General features: G+C 66.6%; 25 protein-coding genes. 10 read left to right on the top strand and 15 right to left on the bottom strand.

Annotated features, from left to right (window positions below; translation table 11 throughout):
- Positions 1-107: 107 nt before the first annotated feature.
- A complete protein-coding gene (locus AC1DYS_RS15830) occupies positions 108-2,165 on the bottom strand; it encodes an AsmA family protein (protein ID WP_477900733.1) in 2,058 nt (685 codons plus the stop codon).
- A gap of 174 nt (positions 2,166-2,339) precedes the next feature.
- On the opposite strand from AC1DYS_RS15830, the gene AC1DYS_RS15825 reads away from it, so the two are divergent.
- From AC1DYS_RS15825 to AC1DYS_RS15815, 3 genes are all read left to right on the top strand, one after another.
- The gene (locus tag AC1DYS_RS15825) at positions 2,340-3,410 is read left to right on the top strand and encodes a host attachment protein (protein ID WP_477900731.1); all 1,071 of its coding nucleotides are present in this window, start codon (positions 2,340-2,342) and stop codon (positions 3,408-3,410) included.
- A gap of 201 nt (positions 3,411-3,611) precedes the next feature.
- Positions 3,612-4,607, top strand: coding sequence for a cytochrome-c peroxidase (locus AC1DYS_RS15820; protein WP_477900729.1), 996 nt, complete (start codon positions 3,612-3,614; stop codon positions 4,605-4,607).
- 110 nt (positions 4,608-4,717) lie between these two features.
- The gene (locus AC1DYS_RS15815; RefSeq protein WP_477900727.1) at positions 4,718-5,053 is read left to right on the top strand and encodes a hypothetical protein; all 336 of its coding nucleotides are present in this window, start codon (positions 4,718-4,720) and stop codon (positions 5,051-5,053) included.
- Between the two features lie 67 nt (positions 5,054-5,120).
- Here the strand turns inward: AC1DYS_RS15815 and AC1DYS_RS15810 are convergent, their stop codons facing one another.
- The 4 genes from AC1DYS_RS15810 to AC1DYS_RS15795 form a co-directional block, all read right to left on the bottom strand.
- On the bottom strand, positions 5,121-7,736 hold the full coding sequence (locus AC1DYS_RS15810; RefSeq protein ID WP_477900725.1) for an ATP-binding protein: 2,616 nt from the start codon (positions 7,734-7,736) through the stop codon (positions 5,121-5,123).
- Positions 7,737-7,822: 86 nt separating this feature from the next.
- Positions 7,823-8,632, bottom strand: coding sequence for a class I SAM-dependent methyltransferase (locus AC1DYS_RS15805; protein WP_477900723.1), 810 nt, complete (start codon positions 8,630-8,632; stop codon positions 7,823-7,825).
- Between the two features lie 7 nt (positions 8,633-8,639).
- Positions 8,640-9,881, bottom strand: a complete 1,242-nt coding sequence (locus AC1DYS_RS15800) for a vanadium-dependent haloperoxidase (RefSeq protein ID WP_477900721.1) — start codon at positions 9,879-9,881, stop codon at positions 8,640-8,642.
- Positions 9,882-9,901: 20 nt separating this feature from the next.
- Positions 9,902-10,168, bottom strand: a complete 267-nt coding sequence (locus tag AC1DYS_RS15795) for a DUF4242 domain-containing protein (RefSeq protein WP_477900719.1) — start codon at positions 10,166-10,168, stop codon at positions 9,902-9,904.
- A 242-nt stretch (positions 10,169-10,410) separates the two neighbouring features.
- Here AC1DYS_RS15795 and AC1DYS_RS15790 point away from each other — a divergent pair, with 242 nt between their 5' ends.
- The 4 genes from AC1DYS_RS15790 (at position 10,411) to AC1DYS_RS15775 (ending at position 13,345) form a co-directional block, all read left to right on the top strand.
- On the top strand, positions 10,411-11,262 hold the full coding sequence (locus tag AC1DYS_RS15790) for a DUF6502 family protein (RefSeq protein WP_477900717.1): 852 nt from the start codon (positions 10,411-10,413) through the stop codon (positions 11,260-11,262).
- A complete protein-coding gene (locus AC1DYS_RS15785) occupies positions 11,259-12,440 on the top strand; it encodes a DUF4382 domain-containing protein (protein ID WP_477900715.1) in 1,182 nt (393 codons plus the stop codon). The genes AC1DYS_RS15790 and AC1DYS_RS15785 overlap by 4 nt, the downstream gene beginning before the upstream one ends.
- Before the next feature lie 130 nt (positions 12,441-12,570).
- Positions 12,571-12,984, top strand: a complete 414-nt coding sequence (locus AC1DYS_RS15780; RefSeq protein ID WP_477900713.1) for a response regulator — start codon at positions 12,571-12,573, stop codon at positions 12,982-12,984.
- A gap of 88 nt (positions 12,985-13,072) precedes the next feature.
- Positions 13,073-13,345, top strand: coding sequence for a hypothetical protein (locus AC1DYS_RS15775; RefSeq protein ID WP_477900711.1), 273 nt, complete (start codon positions 13,073-13,075; stop codon positions 13,343-13,345).
- Positions 13,346-13,370: 25 nt separating this feature from the next.
- Here AC1DYS_RS15775 and AC1DYS_RS15770 read toward each other — a convergent pair whose 3' ends face one another.
- The 3 genes from AC1DYS_RS15770 to AC1DYS_RS15760 form a co-directional block, all read right to left on the bottom strand.
- Complete coding sequence (locus tag AC1DYS_RS15770) at positions 13,371-14,015, bottom strand: DUF4142 domain-containing protein (RefSeq protein WP_477900709.1); 645 nt, start codon at positions 14,013-14,015, stop codon at positions 13,371-13,373.
- Between the two features lie 68 nt (positions 14,016-14,083).
- The gene (locus AC1DYS_RS15765) at positions 14,084-15,484 is read right to left on the bottom strand and encodes a hypothetical protein (RefSeq protein ID WP_477900707.1); all 1,401 of its coding nucleotides are present in this window, start codon (positions 15,482-15,484) and stop codon (positions 14,084-14,086) included.
- Positions 15,485-15,617: 133 nt separating this feature from the next.
- A complete protein-coding gene (locus tag AC1DYS_RS15760; RefSeq protein ID WP_477900705.1) occupies positions 15,618-16,091 on the bottom strand; it encodes a nuclear transport factor 2 family protein in 474 nt (157 codons plus the stop codon).
- A 141-nt stretch (positions 16,092-16,232) separates the two neighbouring features.
- Here AC1DYS_RS15760 and AC1DYS_RS15755 point away from each other — a divergent pair, with 141 nt between their 5' ends.
- Positions 16,233-16,511 carry an acylphosphatase gene (locus AC1DYS_RS15755; protein WP_477900703.1) on the top strand — a complete coding sequence of 93 codons (279 nt, stop codon included), beginning with the start codon at positions 16,233-16,235 and terminating at the stop codon, positions 16,509-16,511.
- 32 nt (positions 16,512-16,543) lie between these two features.
- Here AC1DYS_RS15755 and AC1DYS_RS15750 read toward each other — a convergent pair whose 3' ends face one another.
- Together AC1DYS_RS15750 and AC1DYS_RS15745 are read right to left on the bottom strand one after the other, a co-directional pair.
- Positions 16,544-18,712 (bottom strand): amylo-alpha-1,6-glucosidase, encoded by a 2,169-nt coding sequence (locus tag AC1DYS_RS15750; protein ID WP_477900701.1) that lies wholly within the window; start codon positions 18,710-18,712, stop codon positions 16,544-16,546.
- A gap of 40 nt (positions 18,713-18,752) precedes the next feature.
- On the bottom strand, positions 18,753-19,826 hold the full coding sequence (locus AC1DYS_RS15745; protein ID WP_477900855.1) for a glycosyltransferase family 4 protein: 1,074 nt from the start codon (positions 19,824-19,826) through the stop codon (positions 18,753-18,755).
- A 170-nt stretch (positions 19,827-19,996) separates the two neighbouring features.
- On the opposite strand from AC1DYS_RS15745, the gene AC1DYS_RS15740 reads away from it, so the two are divergent.
- Positions 19,997-20,872: a hypothetical protein gene (locus tag AC1DYS_RS15740; protein ID WP_477900699.1), complete on the top strand. Its 876-nt coding sequence runs from the start codon at positions 19,997-19,999 to the stop codon at positions 20,870-20,872.
- Positions 20,873-20,892: 20 nt separating this feature from the next.
- Here AC1DYS_RS15740 and AC1DYS_RS15735 read toward each other — a convergent pair whose 3' ends face one another.
- Together AC1DYS_RS15735 and AC1DYS_RS15730 are read right to left on the bottom strand one after the other, a co-directional pair.
- Entirely contained in the window at positions 20,893-21,252 is a 360-nt protein-coding gene (locus tag AC1DYS_RS15735) for a hypothetical protein (protein WP_477900697.1), read from the bottom strand.
- A 184-nt stretch (positions 21,253-21,436) separates the two neighbouring features.
- Positions 21,437-21,613: a hypothetical protein gene (locus tag AC1DYS_RS15730; protein ID WP_477900695.1), complete on the bottom strand. Its 177-nt coding sequence runs from the start codon at positions 21,611-21,613 to the stop codon at positions 21,437-21,439.
- On the opposite strand from AC1DYS_RS15730, the gene AC1DYS_RS15725 reads away from it, so the two are divergent.
- Complete coding sequence (locus AC1DYS_RS15725) at positions 21,612-23,174, top strand: Na+/H+ antiporter (protein ID WP_477900693.1); 1,563 nt, start codon at positions 21,612-21,614, stop codon at positions 23,172-23,174. The genes AC1DYS_RS15730 and AC1DYS_RS15725 overlap by 2 nt on opposite strands.
- Positions 23,175-23,183: 9 nt before the next feature.
- On the opposite strand, the gene AC1DYS_RS15720 is transcribed toward AC1DYS_RS15725, so the two are convergent.
- The 3 genes from AC1DYS_RS15720 to AC1DYS_RS15710 are packed head-to-tail and all read right to left on the bottom strand — an operon-like array spanning position 23,184 to position 26,120.
- On the bottom strand, positions 23,184-24,257 hold the full coding sequence (locus AC1DYS_RS15720; protein ID WP_477900691.1) for a porin: 1,074 nt from the start codon (positions 24,255-24,257) through the stop codon (positions 23,184-23,186).
- A gap of 35 nt (positions 24,258-24,292) precedes the next feature.
- Entirely contained in the window at positions 24,293-25,144 is an 852-nt protein-coding gene (locus AC1DYS_RS15715) for a metal-dependent hydrolase (RefSeq protein ID WP_477900689.1), read from the bottom strand.
- A 4-nt stretch (positions 25,145-25,148) separates the two neighbouring features.
- Positions 25,149-26,120: a Bug family tripartite tricarboxylate transporter substrate binding protein gene (locus AC1DYS_RS15710; protein WP_477900687.1), complete on the bottom strand. Its 972-nt coding sequence runs from the start codon at positions 26,118-26,120 to the stop codon at positions 25,149-25,151.
- Between the last annotated feature and the right edge of the window lie 43 nt (positions 26,121-26,163).

The raw sequence follows: 26,163 nt of genomic DNA, 5'->3' as shown, positions 1-26,163 counted from the left end.
ACAAAGCACGAATCGCCGTTTTAATTTGTTTCGATCGAGCGGCCTTTCAGCGATTCAGTGGCCGAAAGACCGCCCGCCATGGCGCTCGGCGCTTCGTCCAACGCTGCTCAACGCGCAGCGGCTGGCGCCTTCTGCTCCGGCGCGCCCCCGTTCTGCGCCATGCGCAGCACACGGTTGCAAGGCGTGTCTTCGCCGGGGCCTGTTTCGATCAGCGGGATCAGCGCCGCGAGCGGCGACACAGCCGCCAGCGCAAGCGCGCCACCGGCGCGCGCGAGCAGAGGCTTCTTGTCCGGCGAGACATGGACGTCGGAGAAGCTACCTTCCAGATTGATGGGCGTACGCAGCGACAGCAACCCCTTGACCTTCGGCTTGGGCTCGACGCGCAACGCGAAGCGCTCCTGCTCCAGATCGAAGGCGCCGGCACCAAGCACTTGCGTCTGCGCCGTGTCCACCACGAACAGAGACGACTTGCCTTGGCCCTGCTTCACGTCGAACACCGTGGCGCCGCAGTTGAGCGCGATCTCTCGGTCGCCCGTCGCCAGCAAGCGAAGCACGCGGCCGAGATTGAGTCCGCTGGCCGCGTCCACCAGATTGGAGATGCGGCCCTGCCCCATCGTCATCACAATGCGGCCATCGGCCTTGGCCGCCGCATCCGCGATCGAGTTGCCGCTGCCGGCCAGCGAACCCGTGAGGTCCACGAGCCCGGCTCCTTCAGCGAGCGGCAGGCCGTCGGGTACGAGGCGGTCGATGCGCAGGCGCCGCAGCTCGGTGTGCAGCTGCGAGTGCAGCGTGTCGCCCTTGCGAGCATCGAGCGTCGCGCGCGACACCATCGTGCCGCCGGCCACACCAAGGTTCAGCGGGTCGAGCTGCAGCACCGCGTCGTGCAGCCGCAAGGTCGCCGCGAAGTCTTGCAGCGGGAACCCCGCAACGCCTTTCACACGCTGCGCTTGCAGCGTCACGTCGGCATCGATCACGCGCAGGCGCTCGGGGTCGAAGCGGCCGGCCGGCAGCACCCGGTCGCCGCGGGTGCGCTTGTCGCTGGCTCGCGCTTCCTCACGGTTAGCCACCTCGCCCTGGCTCGCAGGCTTTGCGCTGCGGCTCTTGGTTTCGACGCCGATGATCGGCCCGAGGTCGGTGATGTCGAGCAGATCACTGCGCAACTGCACGGTCAACAGCGGCCGAGGTTCACGCACCACGTAGCTGCCTTGGCCGGTCAGGTCGGTCGAGCCGATGCGCCCGCCGAGTTCTTCCAGCGCAAAGCGGCCGCCATCCCGACGCAGCCGGCCCTGCAGCGCGTACGGTGGCGAAGCGGGCAGCGGCAGCAACAGGAAGGGGTACAGGTTCGCCAGCGTCGGCCCGGAGATGCGCAAACGCATGTCGACACCCGACAGCTGCGCCGCATCGGCGATGCCGCCATCCATCTGCACCCGCGTCTCGCCGGCGATCACCTCGCCACGCAGCGGGAACGGTTGGCCGGTGTCCTGCAGGCTCAGCACGCCGCCGCTCTCTGCACGGCCGGAAAAAGTGTTGCTACGGTAATGCCCGACGATTTCGAAGCGCATGGCGTAGCGGTCGTTCAGCGGCGGCGCATCGCTGCGTTCGGCGAGTGCATCGGTCTGCCGGTCGAGCGGGCGGGCGGTGATGGTCACGTCCATCGGCGTCTGGTGGTCCAGGTAACGCACGCGCCCGCGGTCGAGTGAGACGCCACCCAGCCGCACCCGGCTCGGTGACTGCTCGGGCTCGGCATCGGTGTCGTCTGTGAGCTGCCAGTTCCTGCGCCCGTCCTTCAGGCGTTCGAGCAGCACGTCTGCGTCGGTCACTGCGACCCGCGGCATGAACACGCGGCCTTGCAGCAGGTCGCGCAGCGAGAGTCGAACCTCGACTGCCTTCGCACGCGCCATCTGGGCATCGCTGCCGTCGGGCAAATTGCCCAGGGACACGTCGTCCAGACGCAGCGTCGGTTGGCCACCCCAGCGCAGATCGATGTGGCCGACACGAACTTCACGGTGCAGCTGCGAGGACGCCACGCGTTGCAACGGCCCGCGCAGCCATTGCAAGTTGGACAGCAGCAGCGCCAGTGCCACCACCAGCACGAGCAGCGTGAGAGCGAGCCCTGTCCACACCGGATGGCGGCGGGCAAAGCCGAAGTGCGTCGTAGCGGCCATGAGAGCCTCGCGATGGATTGAGAAGCTGCGTGGTGTCGACAGCGGGCCGATGAAGTTCCGCCTTCAGGACTGCGGCAACCTGCATTCCTTTTTTCGGTTCAGCGCGCGCGAGAGCGTGAGGCAGAGGTATGTCGCTTGCCTCGTTTGCACATCCACACAGCAAACGGACAAGCCATGACACAAGTCTCTGAAGTGATGACCCGCGGCGTGCGCAGCTTGTCGCCGCAGGATTCCCTCGTGGTCGCCGCGCAGGCCATGCAGCAGCTCGACGTCGGCGTGGTGCCGGTGTGCGAGGGCGAGCGCCTGGTCGGCTTGGTCACCGACCGAGATCTCGTCGTGCGCGGCATCGCACTCGGCCAGCCTGCCGAGCAGACTCCGCTCGAAACCGTGATGAGCCGCGACTTGCGCTGTTGCTTCGAGGATCAGTCGGTCGACGAGGTGCTCGAGCAGATGCGCGACGCACGCATCCGGCGCGTGCCAGTGCTGGACCATGAAGAGCATCTGGTCGGCATGCTGTCGCTGGGTGACGTGGCGGTGAAGGCCGACGGCGACGGCGCGGGCATCGTGCTGCAGGAGGTCTCGGAACCGGCGCAGCCGGATCCAGGCGACGGTGCCAGTGTCGAAGCCGGCGGCAGGAACACCAACGCGGCAACCGAGTCCGCATTGATGGAGGCAAGCAGAGCCAGCCACATCAACGGCCAGGCGGATGACGGCCGCTGGGCCGACCGCGGCGTGCCGCCGAGAACGGACGGCAAGAAGATCTGGGTGCTGGTGGCCGATGAAGCGATCGCGCGGATCCTGCAGCGGCCCGAGGTGGGCGACGAACTCGAAAGCGTCGAGGAGCTGACGGACCCGGCGGCGCACGCCAAGGAAGGCGAGATTCGCGACGACGCATACGGCCGCCGCGCCGGCTCGGCCACGCACAGCGCGCGGCCGAACACCCCACACCGCACGCGCAGCTCGGCCAACGTCACCTCGTCGGCCGGCGAGGACCAGCAGCACCTGGAAGCGCAGTCGTTCGCACGGCGCGTGGCGTTGCACCTGGCCGAAGCGCTGCGGCGGCGGCGCTTCGACGAGCTGCGCATCGTTGCGGCGCCGCGCTTTCTCGGCCACCTGCGCAAGGAACTCGACGCCCAGGTCAGCGCCACCGTGACGGACGAGCTCAACAAAGACCTCGTCCACCTTGAGAACGCCGACATCACGCAGCGCGTTTTCGCCGCGGAGTCCGGAGACGCGCTGCCCTGAGCGCAGGGTGCTCGCAGCAGTTCTTGCAGCAAGGGGTTCCAAAGCATCGAGCGCCGCAGCGCGGCCACCCGCGCAACTAGGGATTCCCTTCCGGTGTCGGCAGTGGTCCACTCGCCAGAACTCGGCCCATGCTTCTCGCGGTTGTTGGCACTGCGGCACCTCATGAAGCGTCGATTCGCCGACCTTGCTGGAAGGGCACACATGAGAAACGTACTCGTTGCGTCGATGGCCGCGCTCGGAGTTGGCGCATTCGCCGCTGCCGACACAGACGAGGCGTTGCGTCAGCAAGCCTCCTCGCTCTTCGGCCAGGTCAAGGCCAGTACCGATGCATCGTCTCCGCAAGCCGAGCTCGGGCGAGCGCTCTTCTGGGACACACGTCTTTCCTCCGACGGCAAGACCGCGTGTGCAAGCTGCCACCCCGCCAGCGACTGGGGTGCCGACCGCCGGCGGTTCTCGCCGGATGCGCGCGGCGCGCTCACCTCACGGCACTCGCCCACCGTCTTCAACGCCATGAGTCAGCCGACACTGCGCTGGCTCGGCGACCGCAAGAATGGCGCTGACCAGGCTGAAAGCTCAATGACCGGCTCCATGGGCTTCGGCTCCAAAGACATCGGCATCGCCAAGCTGGCAGAACTCGATTACCTGACCAGCTTCCGTGCCGCCTTTCCGCAAGACGCCGAGCCGCTCACGCCGGCCAATTACGCACGCGCGCTGGCCGCCTACCAGACAACGCTCACCACGCCCGCACCGTTCGACCGCTTCCTCGACGGCGACGACAAGGCCCTCACCGATGCGCAAAAAGCCGGCTTGAAGACCTTCGTCTCCGTCGGCTGCGCGGGCTGCCACAACGGTGTCAATGTCGGCGGCGCGATGATGCAGAAGTTCGGGCTGGTGAAAGACTACTGGCTCGAAACCGGCTCCGACAAGCCGGACGCTGGCCGCTTCGCCGTCACGAAGAAAGAGGAAGACCGCTTCGTGTTCCGGGTGCCGATGCTGCGCAACGTGGCCAAGACCGCGCCGTATTTCCACGATGGCTCGGTCGCGAACCTCGATCGCGCGATTCGCGTCATGGCAAAGGTGCAGCTCGGGCGAACACTCGAAGAAGCCGAAATCAACAGCATCGCTTCGTTCCTGGATTCGCTCACCGGCAACGTGCCGGCCAACTACGCACCACCGGGCCAGCGCCCGAGCATGTAGGCGCCTGGCTTCTTCCCGAAGAGGTCCCCCGATTGAGGGTAGCGGCAAAATTAGGGTTATCCCTTATAATCGTGCTGCGCCGCAACAACTCTATCGAATCAAGGGACCCCATGAACAAGCTTGTGCAAACCGTTTTCCTCTTCGCCACCCTGAGCGCTGCCGCACAGGTGTGCTTTGCCGGTGATGTTGGCCAACACCCGGCCGTCTTCGTGGCCCGCTCGCTGCCTGCCATCGAAGCTTCCACCTTCATCCCCGGCCACCCCGCCGGTGGCTATGCCGGTCACGCCGGTCACGCGAACTTCGATCACCCGGGCGTCGTGATGCACCGCGCGGCACAGACCGGCCACATCGATCCGAACACCTTCATCGTCCAGCCGCCGGCAGCCACCGCCTGGACGACGCCCGTCGCCCAGCCCATCGTCACTGCCTCGATCAAGGGCAACTGACATCACCGGCCGCACTTCAGGGGCCAAACCTGCGGCCGCTGTCTTCGTGAGCGAAGACAGAGCCAGATCACTCCATACGCGGCTGAGCTGAGCAGACATCGACCAAGCCGATGCGGTAAGCGGCACTGACCGCTTCGGCGCGAGTCGTCACGCCGAGCTTCGTGAAGATCGATTCCAGGTGGTGATCGACAGTGCGTGCCGAGCGGCTCAGGCGTTCGGCGATCTCCTTGTTGCGCAAACCTGAGGCGAGCAAGCTCAGCACCGCGACCTCCTTGCTCGTGAGCCCTGACGGGTGTTGCCGCGTCGACGAACGCGGCCCGCGCGGCAGCGCGCGCACACCCGCCGCTCGCAGCTGACGGCGCACGCGCTCGACCATCGGCCCCGCACCGAGGGCTTCGAAGGTCGCAAGCGCTTCGCGTTGCGCCGCCTCGTCACCCAGGCTCATCGCCCGGGCCGTCTCGAACGGGCAACCCAACGCCCGCCAAGCTGCTGCTGCTTCCTGCCAGCGGCCCTGCGCTTCGAGCGCATACGGGTGCTGCTCGCAGAACGCAGGCAACGGCACCTCATCACCGCCGCAGCGGCTCCAAAACACCAGCTCGGCAGTGAAACCCGCGTGCCGCTTGGCGAGCGCAAGCGGCAGACCGGCCCTCGCCTCGCGCACGGCTTCGTCGTGGCGCCCTTCCAGCCAGGCGGCCTCGGCGCGCGCAGCATGCATCGGCGCAGTGCGCTGCAATGTAGCGGCGCCGGCGGCCCGATCGCGGGCTTCATCAAGCGCCAGCCAAACGTCGGGTTCACCTCGCCGCGCGCGCACCCGGCCGAGCGCGATCAGCGCCATGATGCGGGCGATGATGGTGGCGCGCCGGTCGTCGATGACTTCTTGTGCAGCGACGCTGGCTTCATCCCACCGCCCCTGCATCACCCGCACGAGCGCCAGCCATGCCGTCTGGTACAGGCGCGGTGCATCGAGGTCGCGTTCAGCGCAAAAAACCATTCCGCGCTGGAGATAGCGTGCCGCCGGATCGAGTTGCAGCACTTCGCCCAAGCTGGAACCCAGGTTGGCGAGCACCTGGCCCATCAGCACATGGCTGTGCATCCGTTCGGCGAGTGCGAGGCCTCGCTCGAGGTGACGGCGGCCTTCGTCGACACGGTCAGAGCACAGCAACGCCGTGCCGATGGTGACGAGGCTCTTCACGATAGACGGCTCGTCTGCCACACGCTCCGCCTGCGCGAGCCCAGGCATGGCCAGGGCGATGGCCTCCTCGCAGTCTCGATCGAGCATGCGCAACCCGGCTGCGCAGTTTTGCACCGCCAATGCCTCGGGCGTGCCGGGTTGTGCTGCGACCAGATCGTCGGCGTCGCGTTGCGCGGCCTCTCCTTCGGCGTTGCGGCCAGCCAGCACCAGCAGCAGCGCGAGCCGGGCGAGAGATACCGCCGCACTGCCACGCTTTCCCAGCTCCCGCCAACGCCTTGCCGCTTCGCGCCGCGCGGCGATCGCTTCATCGAGGCCCCCGCCCATCTGCACCTCGACGGCATAGTCATCGAGCAAGGCCGCGCGCTCAGCCGGCAAGGTGGCGTACTTGAGCGCGCGGCTCAGGTGCCCGGCCGCTTGGCGGTGCGCTCCCTGCGCTGCCGCTTCCCGGGCCGCGGCCGCGGCCCAATGGAGAACGGCCTTCGCATCGCCTGCACCATCGGCGTGGTGCGCCAGGCGCGCTGCGTCGGTGCCCGGCGCCCGGTGCGACAGCAGCGCCTGCAAAGTGAAGCGGTGCAGGCTCTGCGCATGCGTCGGCGTCATCGCAGTCAACACTGCCTGCCGCGCCAGCTCGTGTCGGAACGAGAACGAGCTGTCATCTGGCCGCAGCACGCCGGTGGCGAGGCATTCATCGATGGAGGCGCTTTCGGCCGCCGTCAGCTCCTGCAACAGCCAGGGTTCGATGCGCGGTCCGGCCACCGCGGCAGCGTCGAGCACCGCGCGGGCCGAAGGCGACAAGCGCCCTGCCCGCGCCAGCACAGCGTCTTGAACGGTCGAGGGAACGCCCTGCGCACCGGCCGCCAGGACCTCGGTCACGAAGAACGCGTTGCCTCCTGTCTTGCGATGCAGCTCGGCCGCGTCGACAAGGTGGCCGCCGCACAGCGTGCGCACGGCGTCGACCGACAGCGGCTGCGGCGCGAGCCGAGGTACGCCGAGGGTGGCGAGATCACCAAGCACGGCGCGCAGTGGATGGGCCGGCACGAGCTCATCGCTGCGGTAGCTCACCAGCAGCAACGATCGCGTGCGCGCGACGCGCCGCCCCGCATGACGCAGCAGGTCGAGGGTGGCATCGTCGGCCCAGTGCAGGTCTTCGAGCACCGCGAGCGACGGCTGCTTCGCCAGGAGGTCGACGAAGGCGACGAAGAGCTGATGCCGATCGCGCACAGGGCCCGATCGCAACGGCAGGTCACAGCCATCCGACTGCAGGGCAATGTCGTCGAGCGGCGCCAGTGGGCGCGGGGTTAGCATCGCTTCGCATGCACCCCAATGAACGGGTGCCTGGCCTTGCACCGACTGTGCAAATGATCGGAGCAACGTGGTCTTGCCGATGCCAGCCTCGCCTTCGACGAACACGAGACGCCCGGGCCCAGCGCATGCAGCCGCCCAATGCGCACGCAGTTGCGCCAGCAACGCCTCTTGCTCGAGCACACCCATCGCCCACTCCCGCGTGCGCCTGCATCGATCCGCGACCGACGCCGGACAGCACACTGCCTGCGACAAATGCTAGCAGCCGCGGCGTGTCATTTCACGATCGTGCCGCGCACCATCCAGGCCCGCGCGGCGAGTTGAATCGTGCCGTCACGCTGTGCGGGCAATCGGTCGCGAAGCAGCTCCCGAAGGCGGTCGCGGGCAGGCGCGTCGAGGCTCATCGCATGCGCCGGCGCCTGGCCCTGGCCGGCGAGAAACGGTTGCCAGTAGTCGTCGAAGTCCGCAAAGCACATCGGCAATTCAATGGCTGACACTTCCACGCAGTGCAGGCCCGCACCCGTGAAGGCGCCCAACAGCGCTGCGGGGTTGCACAACGGAAAACGCTCGCCCTGGTGTTGGCCTGGTGCGGTGGTACCGAGCTGCGCGGCGGCATCCCAGTAAAAGCGGATCAGGTCCATCTTGCCGGCGTAGTCCCACACACAGGCACCCACCAGACCGCCATCCACGGTGACACGGACCATCTCGCCCAGGGCGGCCGACACGTCGGGCACGAAGTTCAACACCAGGCCCGACACGACCACGTCGACAGAGCTGTCGGGCAACGGCAGGTCGTCGGCGGAAGCGCGATGACATGCCATGCGCATACCCAGGCTGCTTCGCGCAATGTGCAGAAAGCCTTCCGATGGGTCCACACCTGTGACGGACCGTGGCGCGCATTCGTTGAGAACAGCAGCGCTCAGCGCGCCAGTACCGCAGCCCACGTCGAGCCAGCGGCGCGCCGGCTCGGCCGCGAGCCAGCGCAGGAACGGAGGGGCGAGCTGCCGGCTCCAGCGCCCCATGTAGCGCTCGTAGCCATCGCCGCGCTGCCAGGGATGAACACAGGTGGTGGAGGCTAACGTCACGGCTGCCTCACTCGCCTGCGAACCGCTGGACGACGAGGCCGCCGATACGCTGTCCCATGTCGGTTCCGACTTCGGTGGAGAAGCGGAAATGAACGCCGTCGTAGACCCGCGCGTTGCCCACTTCCTGCACGAAGGCCGCCACGCTCGACCAGCGCCTCACGGCACCGCTGGCAGACGCGCTCGCCGTGCTCAGCACCGGCTGAGGCCCGCTGCCAAGCTCCGCCTGCAGGATGGCACCGACGACGCCCGCCTGAATGCAATGAGCGCACGGGTACTCCGGGTGCGCCGGCGTGGTGATGAGCGGCAGCCACGACGCATCGGCCTGGGTCGAGTCATTGCCATCGATGTCGCCATTGCGGATGGCCGTGATCGGCCGCCAGAACCCGTGGTGGTACTTGGCATCGAAGACGGCGATCATCGCGTCGTCGATGCCCTGCGTTACGGCCGCGAACAGGCGGGCGTTGCGCACGATGTCGCGCCCTGGCATCTCTGCCACGCTGCGCACCACGCCGTGGTAGATGGGTGGGGCGGTGGTCTCCCAGAAGCGCGCAATGTCGGTCTGCTCGGCAGTGCGCACGGTGCTATGCCGGCTCCCCACTGCCTTGATCTCGTTGTAGTCGCGAGCCCAGCGCTCGCTGTCCAGTGCAGGCGGGGGACCGGGCCTGAATTGCGCTGCGCTGTTCAACAGCCACGGCCTGCGCTGCGGCCACTGCGGCACGGCGGGCAGCACCGCGGGCACGTAGCGGCCCGGAGTCGTGTACGGCCGGTAGGCCTCGGGCGCGGTTGCGCCGTCATTGGCGCGAGCGCTCAACTGGGCGAGCGCGGCACGCTCGCCCACCGCGATGCCGGCCTCCTTCGCAGGGCCGTCGGCGACGATGTTCAACGCCGTGCGATACGCCTCGTCGATGGCAGGCTGCTGGGCGGGCAGCAGGCGGACGAGCGTGGTGCGGTGCGCTGCCGCGATGGCCGCTTCGACGGAGGCACCGTCTGCCGCTTCGAGCCGCGGCCCGCGCTCGGACGGGTAGCGCCTGGCGATCGCGTTGGCCGCATGGAACGCGGCCGTGTGCGCGATCGCCATCACTCGGCTGGCCGGCTGCGTGATGAGCCCCGAGGCGACGACGATCTCGCAGGACCGCATATTCCAATCGGTGACTGCATCGGCGTGCGCTGGGGGAGCGCCGAGCGCACCGGCAGCGATGGCCACGGGAAGCGTCTGCTTCAGCAAACGGGGCAAGTTCAGAGTGTTCATGAAGACTCCTTTTGCGTGATTCATTGAAGGAAGTACGGATCGAGCATTTGCACTTCGGTGATGCGGTCCACCGGCAGCCCTTGGGCGCCGGCGGACACCCGTATCGCTTCCGGCGACGGCCCGTCGTAGATGCAGTACGCGTGGTGGCGATCCGGCGTGACATACGAGTGCAGCCAGGTCACTCCTCTCTGCGCATCGGCATCGATGAGTGCGGCGCACCCGGCGTGGCCGCCATGGTCCAAGCCGAGCCTTTCGGGAAAGCTGCGTTCAACGAGGTAGCGAGGCATCACGAGCTCCAGGGTGTGCGGTGACGGGGACGTTACGGATCGGCTGTCAAGCCGAATACGGTTGAATCGCCCAGATTGCGCGCCTCGGCACCCCTGCCACCTCTCGAACACCCCAAAAGGGTGCGGACGGAACAGCCCGCCAGGCCATGCAAGCCATAGGCGCATTCGCCTACAGGCGGCGGTGACAAATACTGACCGCGGGCTCGTTGAGCAGGGGATTGAATTGGGATAAATTTCCCAATATGGATTTCGACCTCCGTCTTCAGCGTGGCTTGCAGCGAGCAATCGAGAAGTTGCTGCGTCCGCTGTTTCGGGTGCTGATCCGGCATTCGATGTCGTTCCGCTCCTTCGAAGAGATCGCAAAGCGCGCCTATGTGGACGTGGCACTTCGCGAGTTCTCGCTCCCAGGCAAGAAACCCAGCATCTCCCGGGCGGCAGTGCTCTCAGGCCTCACCCGCAAGGAAGTTCAGAGCCTGCTCATCCAACGCGACGCCGAAGCTGAAGAGGTCTCTGACCGCTACAACCGCGCAACGCGCGTGCTGACAGGCTGGCTGCGCGATGCCGACTTTCGCGACAGCGACGGCCCTCGCCCGCTGGCGCTCGACGGCGAGCATGGGTTCGCTGCGCTCGTCAAACGCTACAGCGGCGACATGCCCGTGCGCGCCGTGCTTGATGAACTGATGCGCGTCGGTGCCGTCGGCCGTCGATTCGACGGGCAACTCGATCTGCTGACGCCCGGCTATGTGCCGAGCAGCAGCACGCCCGACAAGATCGCCATCCTGGGCTCCGATGTCGCGTCGCTGATCGACACCATCGACCACAACCTCGAGCACGGCCACGCCGACCCGCGCTTCCAGCGCAAGGTCATGTACGACGCCATCCCCGTCTCGGCCCTGCCCCTGTTTCGCAAGTTCAGTGCAGAGCATGCGCAAGCCTTGCTCGTGAAGCTGGACCAGTGGCTCTCCGAGCGAGACCTCGACCAGACACCCGACGACACCACCACGCCGCGCGCCTGCGTCGGCATGGGCATTTACTACTTCCAGCAGCGCCTCGAAACAGACCCACCTCTCATCGCAGAAGGAGACACCCCATGAGATTCTTCAAGTCCACGCCAGCGCTTGTCACGGCATGCCTGTTTCTCCTCTGCCTGCTGACCTTGGCCGCCTGCGGTGGAGGCATCGGCGGTTCGGGCGCTACACCACAAGGAACGATGCGCGTATCGGTCACCGATGCGCCTGCCTGCGGCTATGACGAGGTCAACGTCACCATCACCAAGGTTCGCGTTCACCAGAGCACAAGCGCTGTCGACAGCGATGCCGGCTGGTCCGAGATCACGCTTGCCACACCGCGCAGGCTCGACCTGCTGACGCTCACCAACGGCGCGCTCGTCGAACTCGGGCAGACCCTGCTGCCCGCCGGCAAGTACACCCAGCTGCGCCTGGTCCTCGCCGAGAACACCAGCGCTGCGCCCTTTGCCAACTCGGTGATTCCCACCGGCGGTGTCGAGACTGCGCTCACCACGCCCAGCGGCTCGCAAACCGGCATCAAGATCAACCTCGACGCCGACGTGCCCGCTGACAAGATCGCCGACGTGGTGCTCGACTTCGACGCCTGCAAGTCGGTGGTCAAGCGCGGTGCCTCCGGCAAGTACAACCTGAAGCCGGTGATCTCGGCGACCACGGCGCTCTCGGATGCCGGCTTGCGCGTCATCGGCTATGTGACGCCATCGATCGCTGTCGCGTCGACCAGCGTGTCGCTGCAGTCGGCAGGCGTGATCGTGAAGGCCACGATGCCTGACGCAGACGGTCGCTTCGTTCTCTACCCCGTTCCCGTCGGTACCTACGACCTCGTCATCACCTCAGCGGGCCACGTCCCCACGGTGCTGACTGGCGTGCCGGTGACGACCACCTCGTTCACCACACTCAACGGAGCCGCCTTGCCCATCAACCCGCCGGCGGCCATCACGCTGCCTGTGCTGGGCACCGTGACGCCGCCCACGGCGACCGTTCGCGCCCTCACCACCTTGACCGGCGGGCCGACCATCGAAACCGCGTGGGCACCGGTGGACGGAACAACAGGCGCCTTTGGATTCGCGCTGCCGATCGAGGCACCGGTAAAGGCGAGTTACGCCGCAGGGGTGGCGCCCGTCTTCACGGCAGACGCCGCGGTCGCGGGCAAGTACACGCTGGAAGCCAATTCCGCTGGCAGCCTGCTCACCCGGGCCATCGACGTGACTGCCGCCGTCCCGGTTATCAGCTTCTTGTTTCCGTGAAGGTCAACCCGGTGTCCGCAAGGAACTGACTGTCCTCGCGGACAACGGTCAAGCATTGAAAAGGACTCTCATGTCGAACTCACTCGAAGATGTCCCCGGCGCCTTGCCAAAACGCGGCCATGTGCTGCTCGTGGAAGACGACGAACCCAGCGCCATCTACGCCACCGCGGCGCTGCGCCACTTCGGGTGCGAGGTCTCGCTCGCTCGTGACGGAGACGAGGCAGTGAACGCCGCGATGGACCGTCATTTCGACGTCATCCTGATGGACTACCACCTGCCCATTCGAAGCGGGGTGGAGGCCACGACGCTGATCCGCATGGCAGAGGCGCAGGCCATAGGACAGGCGACGCCCATCGTCGGCCTCACGGCCAGTTCGTGTGGCCCTGAACGTGAGGAATGCCTGAAGGCTGGGATGGACGACGTCCTGTTCAAACCCTTTTTTCTCGCCGACATGCTGCAGATGCTCGATCGGTGGGTGCCTGTGCAGCACGCCGGTTCGCGAACTTTCTCAGATCCACCAAAGCTGACGGGTCTATCCCTTTAAGTCATGAGCCATTTGGCGTATTGGCAGGCGGCCCGTTCACGTAGACAGTCCAACCATGGCTTGAGCCGTGCTTACTGAGAGGCCCAAGATGATCTACATCGATGAGCGCGATGAAGGTGACTACCGGATCTACGCCGACGCAGTGGAGGTGCCCACCGGCGGCTACCGGGCGGCTGCTGTTGTGACGCGTGTGCGCGGCGTCCCAAAGCCGATCGAAGTGTTTCGCGACGAGAACCTGTCGGGCGGGCACGCGTGGGAAGACCCTGAAGACGCGCTCCACTTCGCGGTGAAGGCTTCCATCGCAATCATTCGCGAGCACGCCGCATCGAAGCGATCGCGTGCCGGTTGCACCGCGGTCTGAAGCCCCCCGCCAACGAACCGTTGTTTCAGGGCCGCGCCGTCCGTTCAGCCATCTGAGCCCCAGCGAGGCCCTGCGGCGCGGTGCCTCTCGTCTCGGCAATCAGTGCCTGGACCATCGCAAGGTGGTCGAGCACCACCGGCAGCGTCTCCATCGCAAGCCGCTGAAGCGAAGCCTCTTGCCCGGAGCCGATTTCCCACTCGAGCAGTTGCACGGTCTTCTGGTGCTCGATCAGCTGCGCCTGCAGGTAGACCGCATCGAACGCCGCACCTTGCAGGCCCTCCAGGCTCGCGCGCGTGGCCTTCTGGTCGGGGCCCGGCGCGGTGGGCACCGGGATGCCAGCCGGCTTCGCTGCCGCGCTCAACTTGGTGGCCGTGGCGCTGTGGTCTTGAGCCATGCGCCGCGCAAAGGCCTTCACCCCCGCGTGGCTGCCGTTGGCATCGGCCAGCTTGCCGAGGTCGACCTCGCCTGCATTGCCCATGCCCACCAGTTTGACGAACAGCTTGTCGGCTGCATTGGCTTGCCCGGGCGCGGGCGTGCCGGGCGCCGACTCGGTCGTCGCCGGGTCCAGGCCGCCCGGGTTCCCGATCTGGCCCATGGCAGGCACGGCGACGAGCGACGGCAGCAGGAGTGCTAGAACGGCCATCGCGGAGTGGAAGCGTGAGGTGGGCATGGCAGATTCCTTCGAAGAAGAAGTTGTCCGTGCAGTGGGCCGACGGCGATTTCTCAAAGCGCCTTCGCTCAGAGCACCATCAGGTAGGCCGTGAGCGCTTCTTTCTCCTGCGCGGTGAGCTTCAGGCCCAGCACCAGATTGAAGAACTCGACGGTGTCGGCCAAGGTCAGCAGGCGCCCGTCATGCAGGTAAGGCGGCGAGTCCTTGATGCCGCGCAGCGTGAAGGTCTTGATCGGCCCGTCCGGCAGGGCCACCATGTCGTTCGCCGTCTCGCCGACGCGGTAGAAGCGCTCGAGCTTCAGGTCGTGCATGTTGTTGTCGAGGAACGAGGTCTGCGCCACGTGGCATTCGGAGCAGCGGCCCTTGCCGAAGAAGACGCGCTCGCCGGCCAGCTCCTGCGGTGTTCCCTTGGCTGGATCCAGCCGGCCGCGCCAGTCGAGCTTGGGTGCAGGCGGGAAGTCGATGATGTTCTGCATCTGCGCCATCATCGCCACCTGGTTCGTCCGGTCCGGCAGGTTCGCACCCTTGCGCGTGGCGCTCACGTGGTCGCCGTTGAAGTAGGCGGTGCGCTGCTCGAACTGGGTGAAGTCTTCCACCGAGCGCAGTGAACGCTTCGAGCCATGGATCTGCTGGTTGAACAACCCGCGCAAGCTGGTCGTGTCCAACCGGAAGCGCGCCGCCTGCGGCCGCACGTCGGGCGTGAGGTGGAAGGCCGCATTGGTGTGGAAGTTGGCGTGGCAATCGAGGCAGGCAACACCCAGGCTCGGCGCTGCCACCTTGCGGTCTTCGGTCTGATTGAACTCTTCCTGCGGAAACGGCGTGAGCAGCAGGCGCAAGCCTTCCATCTGCACCGGCGTGATCAAACCGGTCATCAGCTCGTAGAAATTGCGGATCGACAGCAGCTGGCCACGCGACACGTCGCCCAGTTCGGTGTGGGTGGTGAGAAAGATCGGCGGCGGGAACTCCGGCGTCAGGTGGTCGGGCAGGTCCAGGTCCACATCGAAGCGCCGCAGGTCGCGCTGCTCCAGCCGGTTGATCTCGTCGATCTGGTTCTGCGGGAAGACCTGCCCGCCCGTCGCCTGCTTCACGTGCGGCAGCGGCTTGAAGCCGTCGGGCAAAAGGCCCCGGTCGCGGATCTCCTGCGGGCTCATCGCTGCCAGCCGGTCCCAGCTGGTGCCGTCGCGCAGCCGCACCCGAACGCCGCCCTGCACGGCCTTTCTGCCGCCCGACATCATCACGCCCGGCACCGGCCGGTTGGCCAGGTCGTAGCGCTGGCCCAGCAACGCGGACTGCCGCTGCATCACCTTCGGCTTCTGCGCTTCGTCCATGCGCTTCACATCCGAGAACGGCTGCGTGGGCAGCGGCCGGTACGTGGTGTCGGGCGGCAAGGGGTCTGCAGCGCCGACGTTGACCGCGACGACAGCCGCCGGAACCGCTGCCAGCCGCGCGATGTGTTTGAGCAGATGCACGCGAATTCTCCTTGTTGGTCTTGGAGAACCCGTGAGCAAACGGTGTTCCGAGCGAGGGCACGGAGCGTGTCTACGAACCGGGCCGTTCGCGATTTGCTGGCATCGGGCCGGTTTGCCGAAAAAACGGGAAAGGTTATCGTTCAACGAACTCCAGCAGCACCTTCGGTTCTTCGTCGCCGAACACCTGCGCCCACCCGCCGCGCGTGTCCATGTATTCGCGCACGTGCAGGACTTTGCCGTCCTGCACTTCATAGGCAAAGCAGTAGTCGTTCACGTAGCGACGCCCATGCGGCAGCTCCGCAGAGATGCGGAGCTCTGCAAACACGATCGGTCCTTCCGACACCATGGCGCGGAACTCGTTGCTCGGCCGCAAGAAGAAGCGCGCAAAGTTGTGCGCCATGAACTGAACGATCTCGCGGTGCCCCAGGTTGTTCGAGCCATCCGGCGGCCCCGCGTCTTCCGGCCGTCCCAGGCCGAGTGCCACCTGCGTGGCGTTGCCGGGTGGTGCGACCCAGACGACATCCTCATGCAGCAGATCGGATATCCGCTTCGGGTCGCCGGACGCAAACGCGGCATAAAGCGCAATGACCGTTTCCTTCGGGCTCACGGTGTTCCTTGGATGAGTGAGCACCAAATCGTATCGACGCGGCAACAAGCCGCTGGCCGAAAACGGACACGTTCATCGCCTCCGCCACCACGCTCCGGCTTTCCGTTACGCTGGCGCAATGAGCACTTCGAGTGAATGACCATGGAGAACACAGTCTTGCGGCTCGAAATCCGGGGTGTTGTCCAGGGTGTCGGCTACCGCTGGTCGATGGTCGGGGAGGCGCGCCGGCTGGGCATTCGCGGGTGGGTGCGCAACCGTCGCGATGGGTCCGTCGAAGCGATGGTTTCAGGGTCGTCCGTGGCGCTCGAACGGCTCATGAGCTGGGCGCGCAAGGGCCCCGCCACGGCGGCCGTCACGTCCGTCGAGGTCTTTCCCGGAGAAGGGTCGTTCGACTCGTTCGAGCAACGGCCTACCGCGTAAGCGGAGCGGACCTGCTCTGCACCTGAACGACCCTACACCGCCACGCGCACTTCAAGCGGGCCGCGCTTGCGGCTGACCTGCACGCCGACGCTTTGCTCGTAGCGCTGCAGCAGCAGATCGACGCTCGATTCGCCGACGCGCAGATCGCGCATCTCGATCCATTCGATGTACGAAGGCAGGCGCGGCGCCCTGAACGACAGCACGCCGCGGGGCGCGTCGATCTCCAGTCCGAGGCAGGCCTGCAGCATCGCAAACACCGCCGCCGCCGACCAGGCCTGAGGTGCACAGGCCACCGGGTACAACGTCGGGCCTTCGCCATCACGCCGGCCGAAGCCGCAGAAGAGTTCCGGCATGCGGTGCTGCGCAAAGTGAAGCGTGGCTTCGAACAAACCACCCATCACTTGCAACGCCGCGTCGGTGTGGCCATACCGCGCGAGGCCGGCGGCGATGAGTGCGTTGTCGTGCGGCCAGATCGACCCGTTGTGATACGACATGGGGTTGTAGCGCGCCTGGCCGCTGGCCACCGTGCGCACGCCCCAGCCCGAGAAGAAGTCCGGCTCGCCAAAGCGGCGCGCCATGCGTGCGGCATGCTCGGACGACGCCAGCCCGCTCCACAAGGCATGCCCGGCATTCGATGAGGCGATGCGGCACGGCTCCTTGTTGCCATCGAGCGCGATCGCATAGGCGCCCAGCTCGTCGCACCAGAATTGCTGCTGGAAGTTCTTTCGCAACCTCATCGCCTCGATCTCGAGCCGGGCCGCCATCTCGTCTTCGCCCAGCACCGCGGCAAGTTCGGCGGCGGACTGCTTGGCCTGGTAGACATAGGCCTGCACTTCGCACAGCGCAATGGGTGCGGTGGCCAGGCGCCCATCGGCGTGGAAGATCGAATCGTGCGAGTCTTTCCAACCCTGCTGAATGAGGCCACGCGAACTGCGCCGCGCGTACTCGACGAAGCCATCCCCGTCCTGGTCGCCGCTCTCGTCGATCCAGCGCAGCGCGGCGAGTATGTTGGGCCAGAGCTTGCGGATGAAGGCGAGGTCAGCGGTGCGCCGCCAGTACGCGCCGGCCAGTGCGACGAACAGCGGTGTGGCATCGATGGTGCCGTAGTAGCGCTCGAACGGCACTTCACGCGTACGCGCCATCTCGCACTTGCGCGCCTCATGCAAGATTTTTCCGGGTTCGGCATCGCTTTCCGAATCTTCCGACGTTGCCTGCGACTCGGCCAGAAACGAGAGCACGCCACGGGCAAGCGACGGATCGATCCACAGGTACTCCATCGCCGTGATCAGGCCGTCGCGCCCGAAGGTGGTCGAGTACCAGGGAACGCCGGCATACGGATACGGCCCGGTCGGCAGATCGGTGGTCAGCATCGCGAGGTCAGAGGCCGATCGGTCGAGCCACCGGTCCACCAGCGGGTTGGAGCTCTCGATCTGGCACTTCACGCTTTCGTTTTGCGCCCGCACCTTGGTGTTCGCCTGGAATGCAGCGTCGTAGCCCTCGGCGCGAGGGCGCGCTCGCTCCTCGACATTGCACTCGACCGTGCAGTACAGGTGCACATCCTGATGCGGCTCTAGGTGCAAGGCGTAGTGCGCCTCCCGCTCACCCCACGACGTGGGCGCCGGCGCGAGCTTGATGCGGCTCGCACGACGGCGGCCATCGAGCCCGAGGTAGCCGAACTCGAATCCGTCAGCGCGACGCACCGGGGCCATGCGCTGGCCCTCCCTTTCCCGCGTCGTGCCTCGTATCTCGAACAGGTCGCGGAAGTCTGCGTCGAAGCGCAGCGCCACTTCCACGTCCACCGGCTCCAGCCCATGGTGGCTCAGGCGGATGTGTTCGTAGCAAGCACCGTCCCACAGCAGCTTCGCGCGGAAGATGTGGATCTCGCCCTTCAGCACGCTGAGCGCCCCGCCCGCGGTCAGGTCGGGGTTCATCAGCTCCACGATCAACAGGTTGTTGCGCTCCTTCACCGTCGCGCCGAGGAACATCGGCCGCACGCCGTTGATCGAGAACTCGAGCTGCGACAGAAAGCGAGTGTCTTCGTGGTACAGCCCCTGCTCGCCCGAACCCCAGCCGCGGATGTCGCCGAAGCGGTCGAACAGCGCGAAGCTGTCATCGCTCTTGACGACGTGCGGGTTCTCATCGGCGCGCGCTGCGGCGGCCACCACATACCACTGGTTTCCGATCTGGATGATGTCGCTCACGCTGGCTCCTCCGGTAGGCGCTTGCGCCAATGTTGCGCCATCAGAGGGGCAACTGGGCATCTTCGGTACTACTGCCGGCAGGGGTTTCGGGCGCTCGGAGCAAGGCCTGGTACACCTGCACATAGCGCTGGGCCATGCGCTCGGCGGTGAAGCGTTTCTCAAAGACCTGGCGGCAACTGCGACGATCGATGCGCTCGATGGCTCGCGCCGCTTCGATTGCCGTTGCCACGTCATCCACCACGTATCCGGTGACCCCGTTCTGCATGACTTCGCGCACCGACCCGGCACCGAAGGCCACCACCGGCGTTCCGCAGGCAAAGGCCTCGATCATGACCAAGCCGAAGGGCTCCGGCCAGTCGATGGGAAACAGCAACGCGCGTGCGTTGCCGAGGAAATCGCTCTTCTCGTCGTCGCCGATTTCGCCGATGTAGTCGATCAGCGGATGCGCGAGCCGGGGCTCGATCTCACGCCTGAAATACGCTTCATCGGCGGCGTCGACCTTGGCCGCGATGCGCAAGGGCTTTCCGCAGGCGAGTGCGATGTCGATCGCGCGGTCCACCCCTTTCTCCGGCGACACGCGGCCGATGAACGCGAAGTAGTCTTGGGGCCGCTCATGAAAACGATACAAGCTCTTCGGCAGGCCGTGGTAAATCGTTCCGCACCAGTTCGCGTTCCACAGCGGCCGGCGCTGGTAATTTGAAATCGACACGAGCGGGTGCGTGCCGAACTGTGCATGGAGCGGCCGCAGGTCCGGGATGTCGAGTCGCCCGTGCAGCGTGGTGACGCAGGGCGTCTTGCTGCGCCGGGCGAGCGGGTAGTGCAGGAAGTCGATGTGGAAATGAATCACGTCAAAGGCTGCGGCCTGCTCGAACACCTTGTCGACCATCATCACGTGGCGCATGACCCAGTCGGGCCGCCGGGGGTCGAGGCGAAGGCTGCGCTCCACCATCGGCACGAGGGTGGCTGCAGTGGCCGAATCGCCGCTCGCAAAGAGCGTGACCTCGTGGCCCTGTTCGGTCAGCGCTTCGGTGAGGTACGAGACGACGCGCTCGGTCCCTCCGTAGGCATGGGGCGGAACACTTTCGAAAAGCGGGGCGACTTGTGCAATCTTCATGGTGCGACACCAGTCGGTGGTCCGTACCCGGGGAAGCGGCAATTTGCATTCCATTTTTCGGCCCGCAGGCCTACCCGCCCTTGTCTGACACACGCTTGCGACCGGCACTGACGGAGTGGCGATGGCCCGACCGATAGTCTTGCGTCATGTCAAATCGACAGACGCGACCGATGACAACGCCGGGACGGCGCGGGCTGGTCACGGCCGCCAGCTTCATCGTCGGGGCGGTGCTTGCTGCGGCCCAGGTGCCGGCGCTTGCTGCCGACAACAGTTCGGACCTGCGCGCCGCGCTAGAGCAGCGTCGACACGCCTTGGCCGAAAGCGCCTTCCGTCGACCGATGCTCGTGGAGTCGAAAGCGTCTGCCGAAGACCCGTCAGGCGAGGTCTACGCCATCCTCGACCAACCCTTCGCGCGCGTCGCCCAAACCTTGGCCACGGCGGGCAGTTGGTGCGACATCTTGTCGCTGCAAACGAACATCAAGCGCTGCACGTTCCAGGAAGGTGACCACACCGTGCGCGCCGCGGTCGTGCGCCGATTCGACCAACCGCTGAGTGATGCATTCGAGATTCAGTTCCGCTACAGCGCGCGCTCGGATGCGGGCCGTTACCTGCAAGTTCAACTGAGCGCGGACCAAGGGCCGCTCGGCACCCACGACTACCACCTGAATTTCGAGGCCATGCCGGTGGACGATGCACGCAGCTTCGTGCACCTGTCGTATGCCTATGCCAACGGCTGGGCAGCGCGCATGGCCACCAACGCCTACCTAGCCGGCTCCGGCAAGGACAAGGTCGGCTTCTCAGTTCAAGCGGGTAGCGCCGCCAGTGCGCCCGTGCTCGTTGGCGGCATGCAAGGTGTCGCAGAGAGAAACGCGATGCGCTACTTCCTCGCGATCGAATCGACGGTCAAGTCGCGCTCGGTCCCGGCGCCCGAGCAGCTGAACTTCCGTTTGCGCGACTGGTATGCGGCCATCGAAAAGTACCCGCGGCAGCTTCACGAGATGTCGCTGGACGAGTACCTGGCCTTGAAGCGGCCCACGGCGCCGTAGCGCCTCGGTGCCAAAGCGCCTTAGTGGTAAGCCGCGGCCCGGGCACGCTCTTGCGCCGCCCGTGGTACTGGGCGAGCGGCGGGCATCGCTCGACATGCGACAACACCCGACCACGCGGCATTGATGCGCAGGTTCAGGTGCTCGTCGACAGCGCTCGCTGCCGATTCGCATTCCGGCGTTGCCGAGAGCAGCGTGGCGGCCTTGCTGAGCACGTCGTTGAGCAGATGGACCAGATCACGTGCGGCCAGCGCGAAGAACTCGGGCACCGGTTCACCGGTCGAGCCGAGCACGATGTATGGCAGGTTGCCGGCGTTCATCCAGCTCGCCACCGCTTTCGCAAACCGAGGCTGGCTTTCCACCACGTGGACGAGCGCCTCCATGCTTGCCGCGTTCCTGTCGAAGACCACAAGACTTCCTTGCTGGCTCAAACCCGCCCCCTTTGCGTGAACCTGAATTCCTGGCGCAAGCGCGCCGACATGCGCAGAGCCGGGTGCAGATTCCGTGCCTGTGGCGTGCGGGTTCAAACGGGCCTGGAGCAGGCAGTTTTTTGTTGATTTCAGGCGATCAGCCGATGAAATCGGCCCGCCATTCCGACAAGAAAAGCCGCGCCGCGTCAGTCATGTAAAAGTCTGTCAATCTTCTTGCGCTGCCTCGCCACAGTTCTCTTTCGTTGCCCGGGCGTCTGGCGCAGATCGGAATTGCAATCGAGGCCGCAAGGCCGGACGAGGACACGAACGACATGGCCACCTTCGAATGGATCATCGTGCTGCTGCTCGGCGCGGCGCTGCTCGCCGCGCTCGCGCGCCGGGTGGGTGCGCCGTACCCGACCTTCCTCGCACTCGGCGGCGCGCTGCTGGCGTTCGTGCCATCGAGTCCGCACTGGACGCTCGACCCGCACCTCGCACTGACACTCTTCGTCGCGCCGGTGCTGCTGGACGCTGCCTACGACACCTCGCTGCGTGACTTGCGGGCGAACTGGCGGCCGGTGACCGGCCTCGTGATCGCCGCGGTGGGCACCACCGTGCTGGCGGTCGCGGTTGCCGTGCACTGGCTCGTGCCGGGGATGCCGTGGCCCGTGGCGATCGCGCTCGGCGCCATCGTCGCGCCACCCGACGCCGCGGCGGCGACCGCGGTGATGCGGCAGGTGAAGCTACCGCATCGGCTGCTGAAGATCATCGAAGGCGAAAGCCTGCTGAACGACGCGAGCGCCCTGCTCGTCTACCGGCTCGCGATCATGACGATGATGGCCGGGCAACTCGGCTTCAACAGCTTCGCGCCGGTGTTCCTGCTCACCGTCTTCGGCAGCCTCGCCGCAGGTGTGGCTTGCGCGTACCTGTTGCGGCCCCTGACCACCGGCCTGCGCGACGTGCCGACCTCGCTGATCGTGCAGTTCGCGACCACCTTCGGCGTGTGGATCGCAGCCGAGGCCATTGGCTTGTCGGGCATCCTGACGCTCGTCGCCTACGCCATGACGATCGCACGGCGCGGCACACAGATGCCGGCCCACATGCGCGTGCCCATCTTCGCCGTGTGGGAGACCGTCGTCTTCGTGCTGAACGCATTCGCGTTCGTGCTGATCGGCCTGCAGCTGCGGCCGATCTGGGAACGGCTCGATGGCAGCGGCGCGCGCACCGAGGCCGTCGTCACCGCAGCGGTCGTCCTCGCGGTCACCATCGCGGCGCGCTTCGTCTGGGTGATGAGTTACCACGCCGTGAAGCGCTGGCGCATTCAGCGCGACGGCCGTGGCACAGGCCGGCCACCCACCGTCGGCAACGCCGTCGTGCTCTCGTGGGCGGGCATGCGCGGCATCGTCACCCTGGCGGCCGCCTTTGCGATCCCGGAGACATTGCCGAACGGCGCGCCCTTCCCGTACCGCGATCTGATCCTGCTGTGCGCCTTCGCGGTCGTGCTGGGCACGCTGGTGCTGCAGGGCCTGACGATGAAGCCGCTGATCGAGCGCTTGGGCCTGACCGACGACGATCCCGTCGGCCGCGAGATCCGGCTTGGCCGCACACATGCCTATCAGGCGCTGCTCGATGCGATCAAGGACGACGACACCCTCTCGGGCAAGCTGCTGCGCAAGGAATACGGCGCCGTGGTCGAGCTGAACACCCAGCACGCCCAAGATGCGCCGGTCAACGAGGTGCCCGGCGGCCCGCTCAGGCGCCGCGCCATTGGCGTCGCGCGGCAGCGGGCGTTCGAGCTGCGGCGCGACGAGGTGATCGGTGACGACGCCTACCGCGTGCTCGTGCAGGAGCTGGACTGGGCGGAGCTGAGCGCTGGGGGTAGCCGCTCGGACTGATGCGGCCGGTCAGAACCGATGCCGCAGCCCCACGCTCAACGCCGTCTGGCTGCCAAGCGTGCCCATGAAGGCCGGCTTGGCGTAGCCGTCGACGACGCGGTTGCGATCGAGCATCGCGTAGACGTCGGTGCGGCGCGAGAACCGGTAGTTCGCAGTGACCCAGGCGACCTTGCGCGAGCCTTCGAGCGCCGCGCTGCCCGTCTGCCGGTCGTCGAAGTATTCGACGCTCAGCGTGGCCGAATCGGTCACCTCGACGTTCGCGCCCAGTGCCCATACCTTGTTCTCCTGCGGGCTCACCTCGGAGCGGCGCTGCATGTGGCCGCCGAAGAGTGCGAACGTGGGGTTGAACCGGTAGTTGCCGCCTGCGCCGACGATCTTCCGCTTCTCGGTGCCCGCGCGGTTTTCCATCTGCTGCACATAGCCGCTGAGCGCCAGGTCGCCTTTCACGTAGGTGGCGCCCACGGCCCATGACGCGTTCGCGCTCGACACGGCCTGTTCACCCACCGTGCGCGAAGCCTGGATCTCGACATCGCCCAGCTTGGTGTCCAGCCGCACCACGTTGTCCTGGCGCGCAACGTGGTGGCTGCTGAACAGCGAGAGCGCGGTGCTGTTGGGGTTGCCGAGTGGCTGGAAGCGCGCGGCGATCTGGTGCGCCGTCGTGTACTGGCGCCCCAGCGTGATGCCGCCCCAGCTGTTGCGCAGCGCCACGTTGATCTCGCGGCCCCAGAAGCGAGGCGAGGCGGCCTCCTGACCGTAGTCGGCCGTGGTCGTGCCCTGCAACGAGTTGCCATTGCTCGGATCGAAGCCCGACTCCATCGTGAAAGCTGCTCGCCAGCCACCGCCCAGGTCCTCGGTGCCGCGAAAGCCGAGGCGGGACCCTGTGATGAGGCCATCCTCCATCGTGGTGACCGAATCATCGGTCGCCGCCACCACGTTGTTGGCGCGCCGCACCGCCGCGTCGAAGAGGCCATAGATCGTGACGTTCGAAGTCGCGGCCGTGGGGGCGTTCTGCGCCTCCGCGGGCAGCGCGGCCAGCGCAGCAGAAGCCGCGGTCAGGCGGGCCAGGTTGTTCAGACGTTGCATTGGGTCTCCTCGTTGTTTTTGAGTGTGGTGAAGCGTTAGAAGGAAATCGGCTGCCCCGGCACGGCAACGATCACGCGGATCTGGCTCGGCCCCATCGCGTCGACGAACTGCTGCGCCGTGCCGCGTGCGAGCGGGTTGGCGCCGTAGTGCATCGGGATCACTGCCCTGGGCCGAAGCAGTTCCTTGACGGCCCAGGCCGCCTCGGCCGGGTCCATCGTGAAGTTGCCGCCGATGGGCACCAGCGCGAGATCGGGTTTGAAGCGCTCGCCGATCAGCCGCATGTCGCCGAAGGCTGCGGTGTCGCCCGCGTGGTAGATGCGAAAGCCGTTCTCCAGCTCGATGAGCCAGCCCACGGGTTCGCCGCCCGGGTGCGTCTCGTCCTTGTCCGACGCCGGGTTGCGCCACACGTAAACCGACGAATGCTCGGCGTGCGCCGCGGTGACCTTGATGCCCGGCACCGGCTCGATCGTGCCGCCCTTGTTCATGCGTGGCAGCAGGTTGGCTGGCAGCACGTCGAGCGTGGTGAGCGTCTGGTTCAGGTCACCCGGCGCACGGATCGGCACGTTGTACTGCTGCGCCAGCGCGGGAGCATCGGCGATGTGGTCGAAGTGCCCATGGCTGACGAGCAGCACGTCGATGCGGCCGAAGGCATCGAGCTGCTTGTAATTGGCGGGCGTCAGCGGGTTGGTGCGCAGCCACGGGTCGGTGACGATCACCTTGCCGCCCGGCGTCGTGATCTTGAAAGCGGATTGGCCGAGCCAGACGAGCTCGGTGCGAGCGACGGCGGCTGTGAGCTCCGCACTCACAACAGTCGAGCCTGGAGCCGCACAGGCCACCAGCGTCACCACGATGGCGCCGACAAGCACCCAGCGAATCAAAGTGCGCATGAGTTCAGTCCGCTTTGACGTTGCCGGCTTTCACCACTTCGGCCCACCGCGGAATCTCGCGCTTGATGAGATCGCCAAAAGCCTGCGGCGTGGTCGGCATCGGCGATGCGCCTTCGACCGAGAGCTGCTGCGCCACGTCGGCCAGCATGAGCGCCTTGTTGACTTCGGCATTCAGCCGCGCCACCACGGCCGCCGGCGTACCGGCCGGTGCGACGAGGCCGTACCACTGGTCGGCTTCGAAGCCGGGGTAGCCGCTCTCTGCCGTGGTCGGCACGTCTGGCAGCGCGGCCAGCCGCTTCGAGCTCGACACGGAGAGCGCCCGCAGCCGCCCGCTCCGCACATGCGGGATCACCGCCGGCGCGCCGGTGAAGGTGCAGTCGACCTGGCCGCCGATCACGTCAGTGACCGACGGTGCCGTGCCGCGGTAAGGGATGTGCGACACGAAGATCCTGGCCTTCAGCTTGAGCGCTTCGAAAGTGATGTGCGCTGCGCTGCCGTTGCCGCCGGACGAATAGGTCAACTGGCCCGGCTTGGCGCGTGCCGCGTCGACCAGGTCTTTCAGCGAACGGAACGGCGACGCCGCGTTGACGACCAGCACGTTGGGCACGCGCGCCACGTAAGCCACCGGCGCAAAGCTCTTCACCGGGTCGTAGGCCAGCTTCGGGTAGAGCGACGGGTTCACGGCCAGCGTGCCGATGTGGCCCATCAGCAGCGTGTTGCCGTCCGGCTCGGCCTTGGCAGCCTCGGCCGCCCCGAGCGAGCCACCGGCGCCTGGCTTGTTGTCGATGAAGACAGTCTGGCCCAGCGACTGGGTGAGCTTCGGCCCCAGGACACGGGCCAGGATGTCGGTGCTGCCGCCAGGTGTGAACGGCACGATGATCCGCAGCGGCTTGGCGCCTTGCGCGAGCGCGGTGAGCGGCGAAAAGAAGAATGCGGTGACGAGGGTGCGACGTGTCGGATCGTTCTGGAGAGGCATCGGTGGGCTTCGAATAAGTTGCCCACGAGCATCGCGGCGTCAG

It is taken from the genome of Rhizobacter sp. P2_G4, from assembly GCF_056403575.1.
The sequence above is the reverse complement of the archived record's forward strand: the minus strand, read 5'-3'. Positions and strand labels throughout refer to the sequence as shown.

Bases quoted from the DNA above. Each gene is read 5' to 3' on its own strand.
- AC1DYS_RS15755 (WP_477900703.1), top strand. From the start codon at position 16,233: ATGGAGAACACAGTCTTGCGGCTCGAAATCCGGGGTGTTGTCCAGGGT.
- AC1DYS_RS15790 (WP_477900717.1), top strand. From the start codon at position 10,411: ATGGATTTCGACCTCCGTCTTCAGCGTGGCTTGCAGCGAGCAATCGAG.
- AC1DYS_RS15745 (WP_477900855.1), bottom strand. From the start codon at position 19,826: ATGAAGATTGCACAAGTCGCCCCGCTTTTCGAAAGTGTTCCGCCCCAT.
- AC1DYS_RS15795 (WP_477900719.1), bottom strand. From the start codon at position 10,168: ATGCCTCGCTACCTCGTTGAACGCAGCTTTCCCGAAAGGCTCGGCTTG.
- AC1DYS_RS15740 (WP_477900699.1), top strand. From the start codon at position 19,997: ATGACAACGCCGGGACGGCGCGGGCTGGTCACGGCCGCCAGCTTCATC.
- AC1DYS_RS15715 (WP_477900689.1), bottom strand. From the start codon at position 25,144: ATGCGCACTTTGATTCGCTGGGTGCTTGTCGGCGCCATCGTGGTGACG.
- AC1DYS_RS15815 (WP_477900727.1), top strand. From the start codon at position 4,718: ATGAACAAGCTTGTGCAAACCGTTTTCCTCTTCGCCACCCTGAGCGCT.
- AC1DYS_RS15820 (WP_477900729.1), top strand. From the start codon at position 3,612: ATGAGAAACGTACTCGTTGCGTCGATGGCCGCGCTCGGAGTTGGCGCA.
- AC1DYS_RS15770 (WP_477900709.1), bottom strand. From the start codon at position 14,015: ATGCCCACCTCACGCTTCCACTCCGCGATGGCCGTTCTAGCACTCCTG.
- AC1DYS_RS15735 (WP_477900697.1), bottom strand. From the start codon at position 21,252: ATGGAGGCGCTCGTCCACGTGGTGGAAAGCCAGCCTCGGTTTGCGAAA.
- AC1DYS_RS15720 (WP_477900691.1), bottom strand. From the start codon at position 24,257: ATGCAACGTCTGAACAACCTGGCCCGCCTGACCGCGGCTTCTGCTGCG.
- AC1DYS_RS15825 (WP_477900731.1), top strand. From the start codon at position 2,340: ATGACACAAGTCTCTGAAGTGATGACCCGCGGCGTGCGCAGCTTGTCG.
- AC1DYS_RS15730 (WP_477900695.1), bottom strand. From the start codon at position 21,613: ATGTCGTTCGTGTCCTCGTCCGGCCTTGCGGCCTCGATTGCAATTCCG.
- AC1DYS_RS15775 (WP_477900711.1), top strand. From the start codon at position 13,073: ATGATCTACATCGATGAGCGCGATGAAGGTGACTACCGGATCTACGCC.
- AC1DYS_RS15710 (WP_477900687.1), bottom strand. From the start codon at position 26,120: ATGCCTCTCCAGAACGATCCGACACGTCGCACCCTCGTCACCGCATTC.
- AC1DYS_RS15725 (WP_477900693.1), top strand. From the start codon at position 21,612: ATGGCCACCTTCGAATGGATCATCGTGCTGCTGCTCGGCGCGGCGCTG.
- AC1DYS_RS15800 (WP_477900721.1), bottom strand. From the start codon at position 9,881: ATGAACACTCTGAACTTGCCCCGTTTGCTGAAGCAGACGCTTCCCGTG.
- AC1DYS_RS15785 (WP_477900715.1), top strand. From the start codon at position 11,259: ATGAGATTCTTCAAGTCCACGCCAGCGCTTGTCACGGCATGCCTGTTT.
- AC1DYS_RS15830 (WP_477900733.1), bottom strand. From the start codon at position 2,165: ATGGCCGCTACGACGCACTTCGGCTTTGCCCGCCGCCATCCGGTGTGG.
- AC1DYS_RS15810 (WP_477900725.1), bottom strand. From the start codon at position 7,736: ATGGGTGTGCTCGAGCAAGAGGCGTTGCTGGCGCAACTGCGTGCGCAT.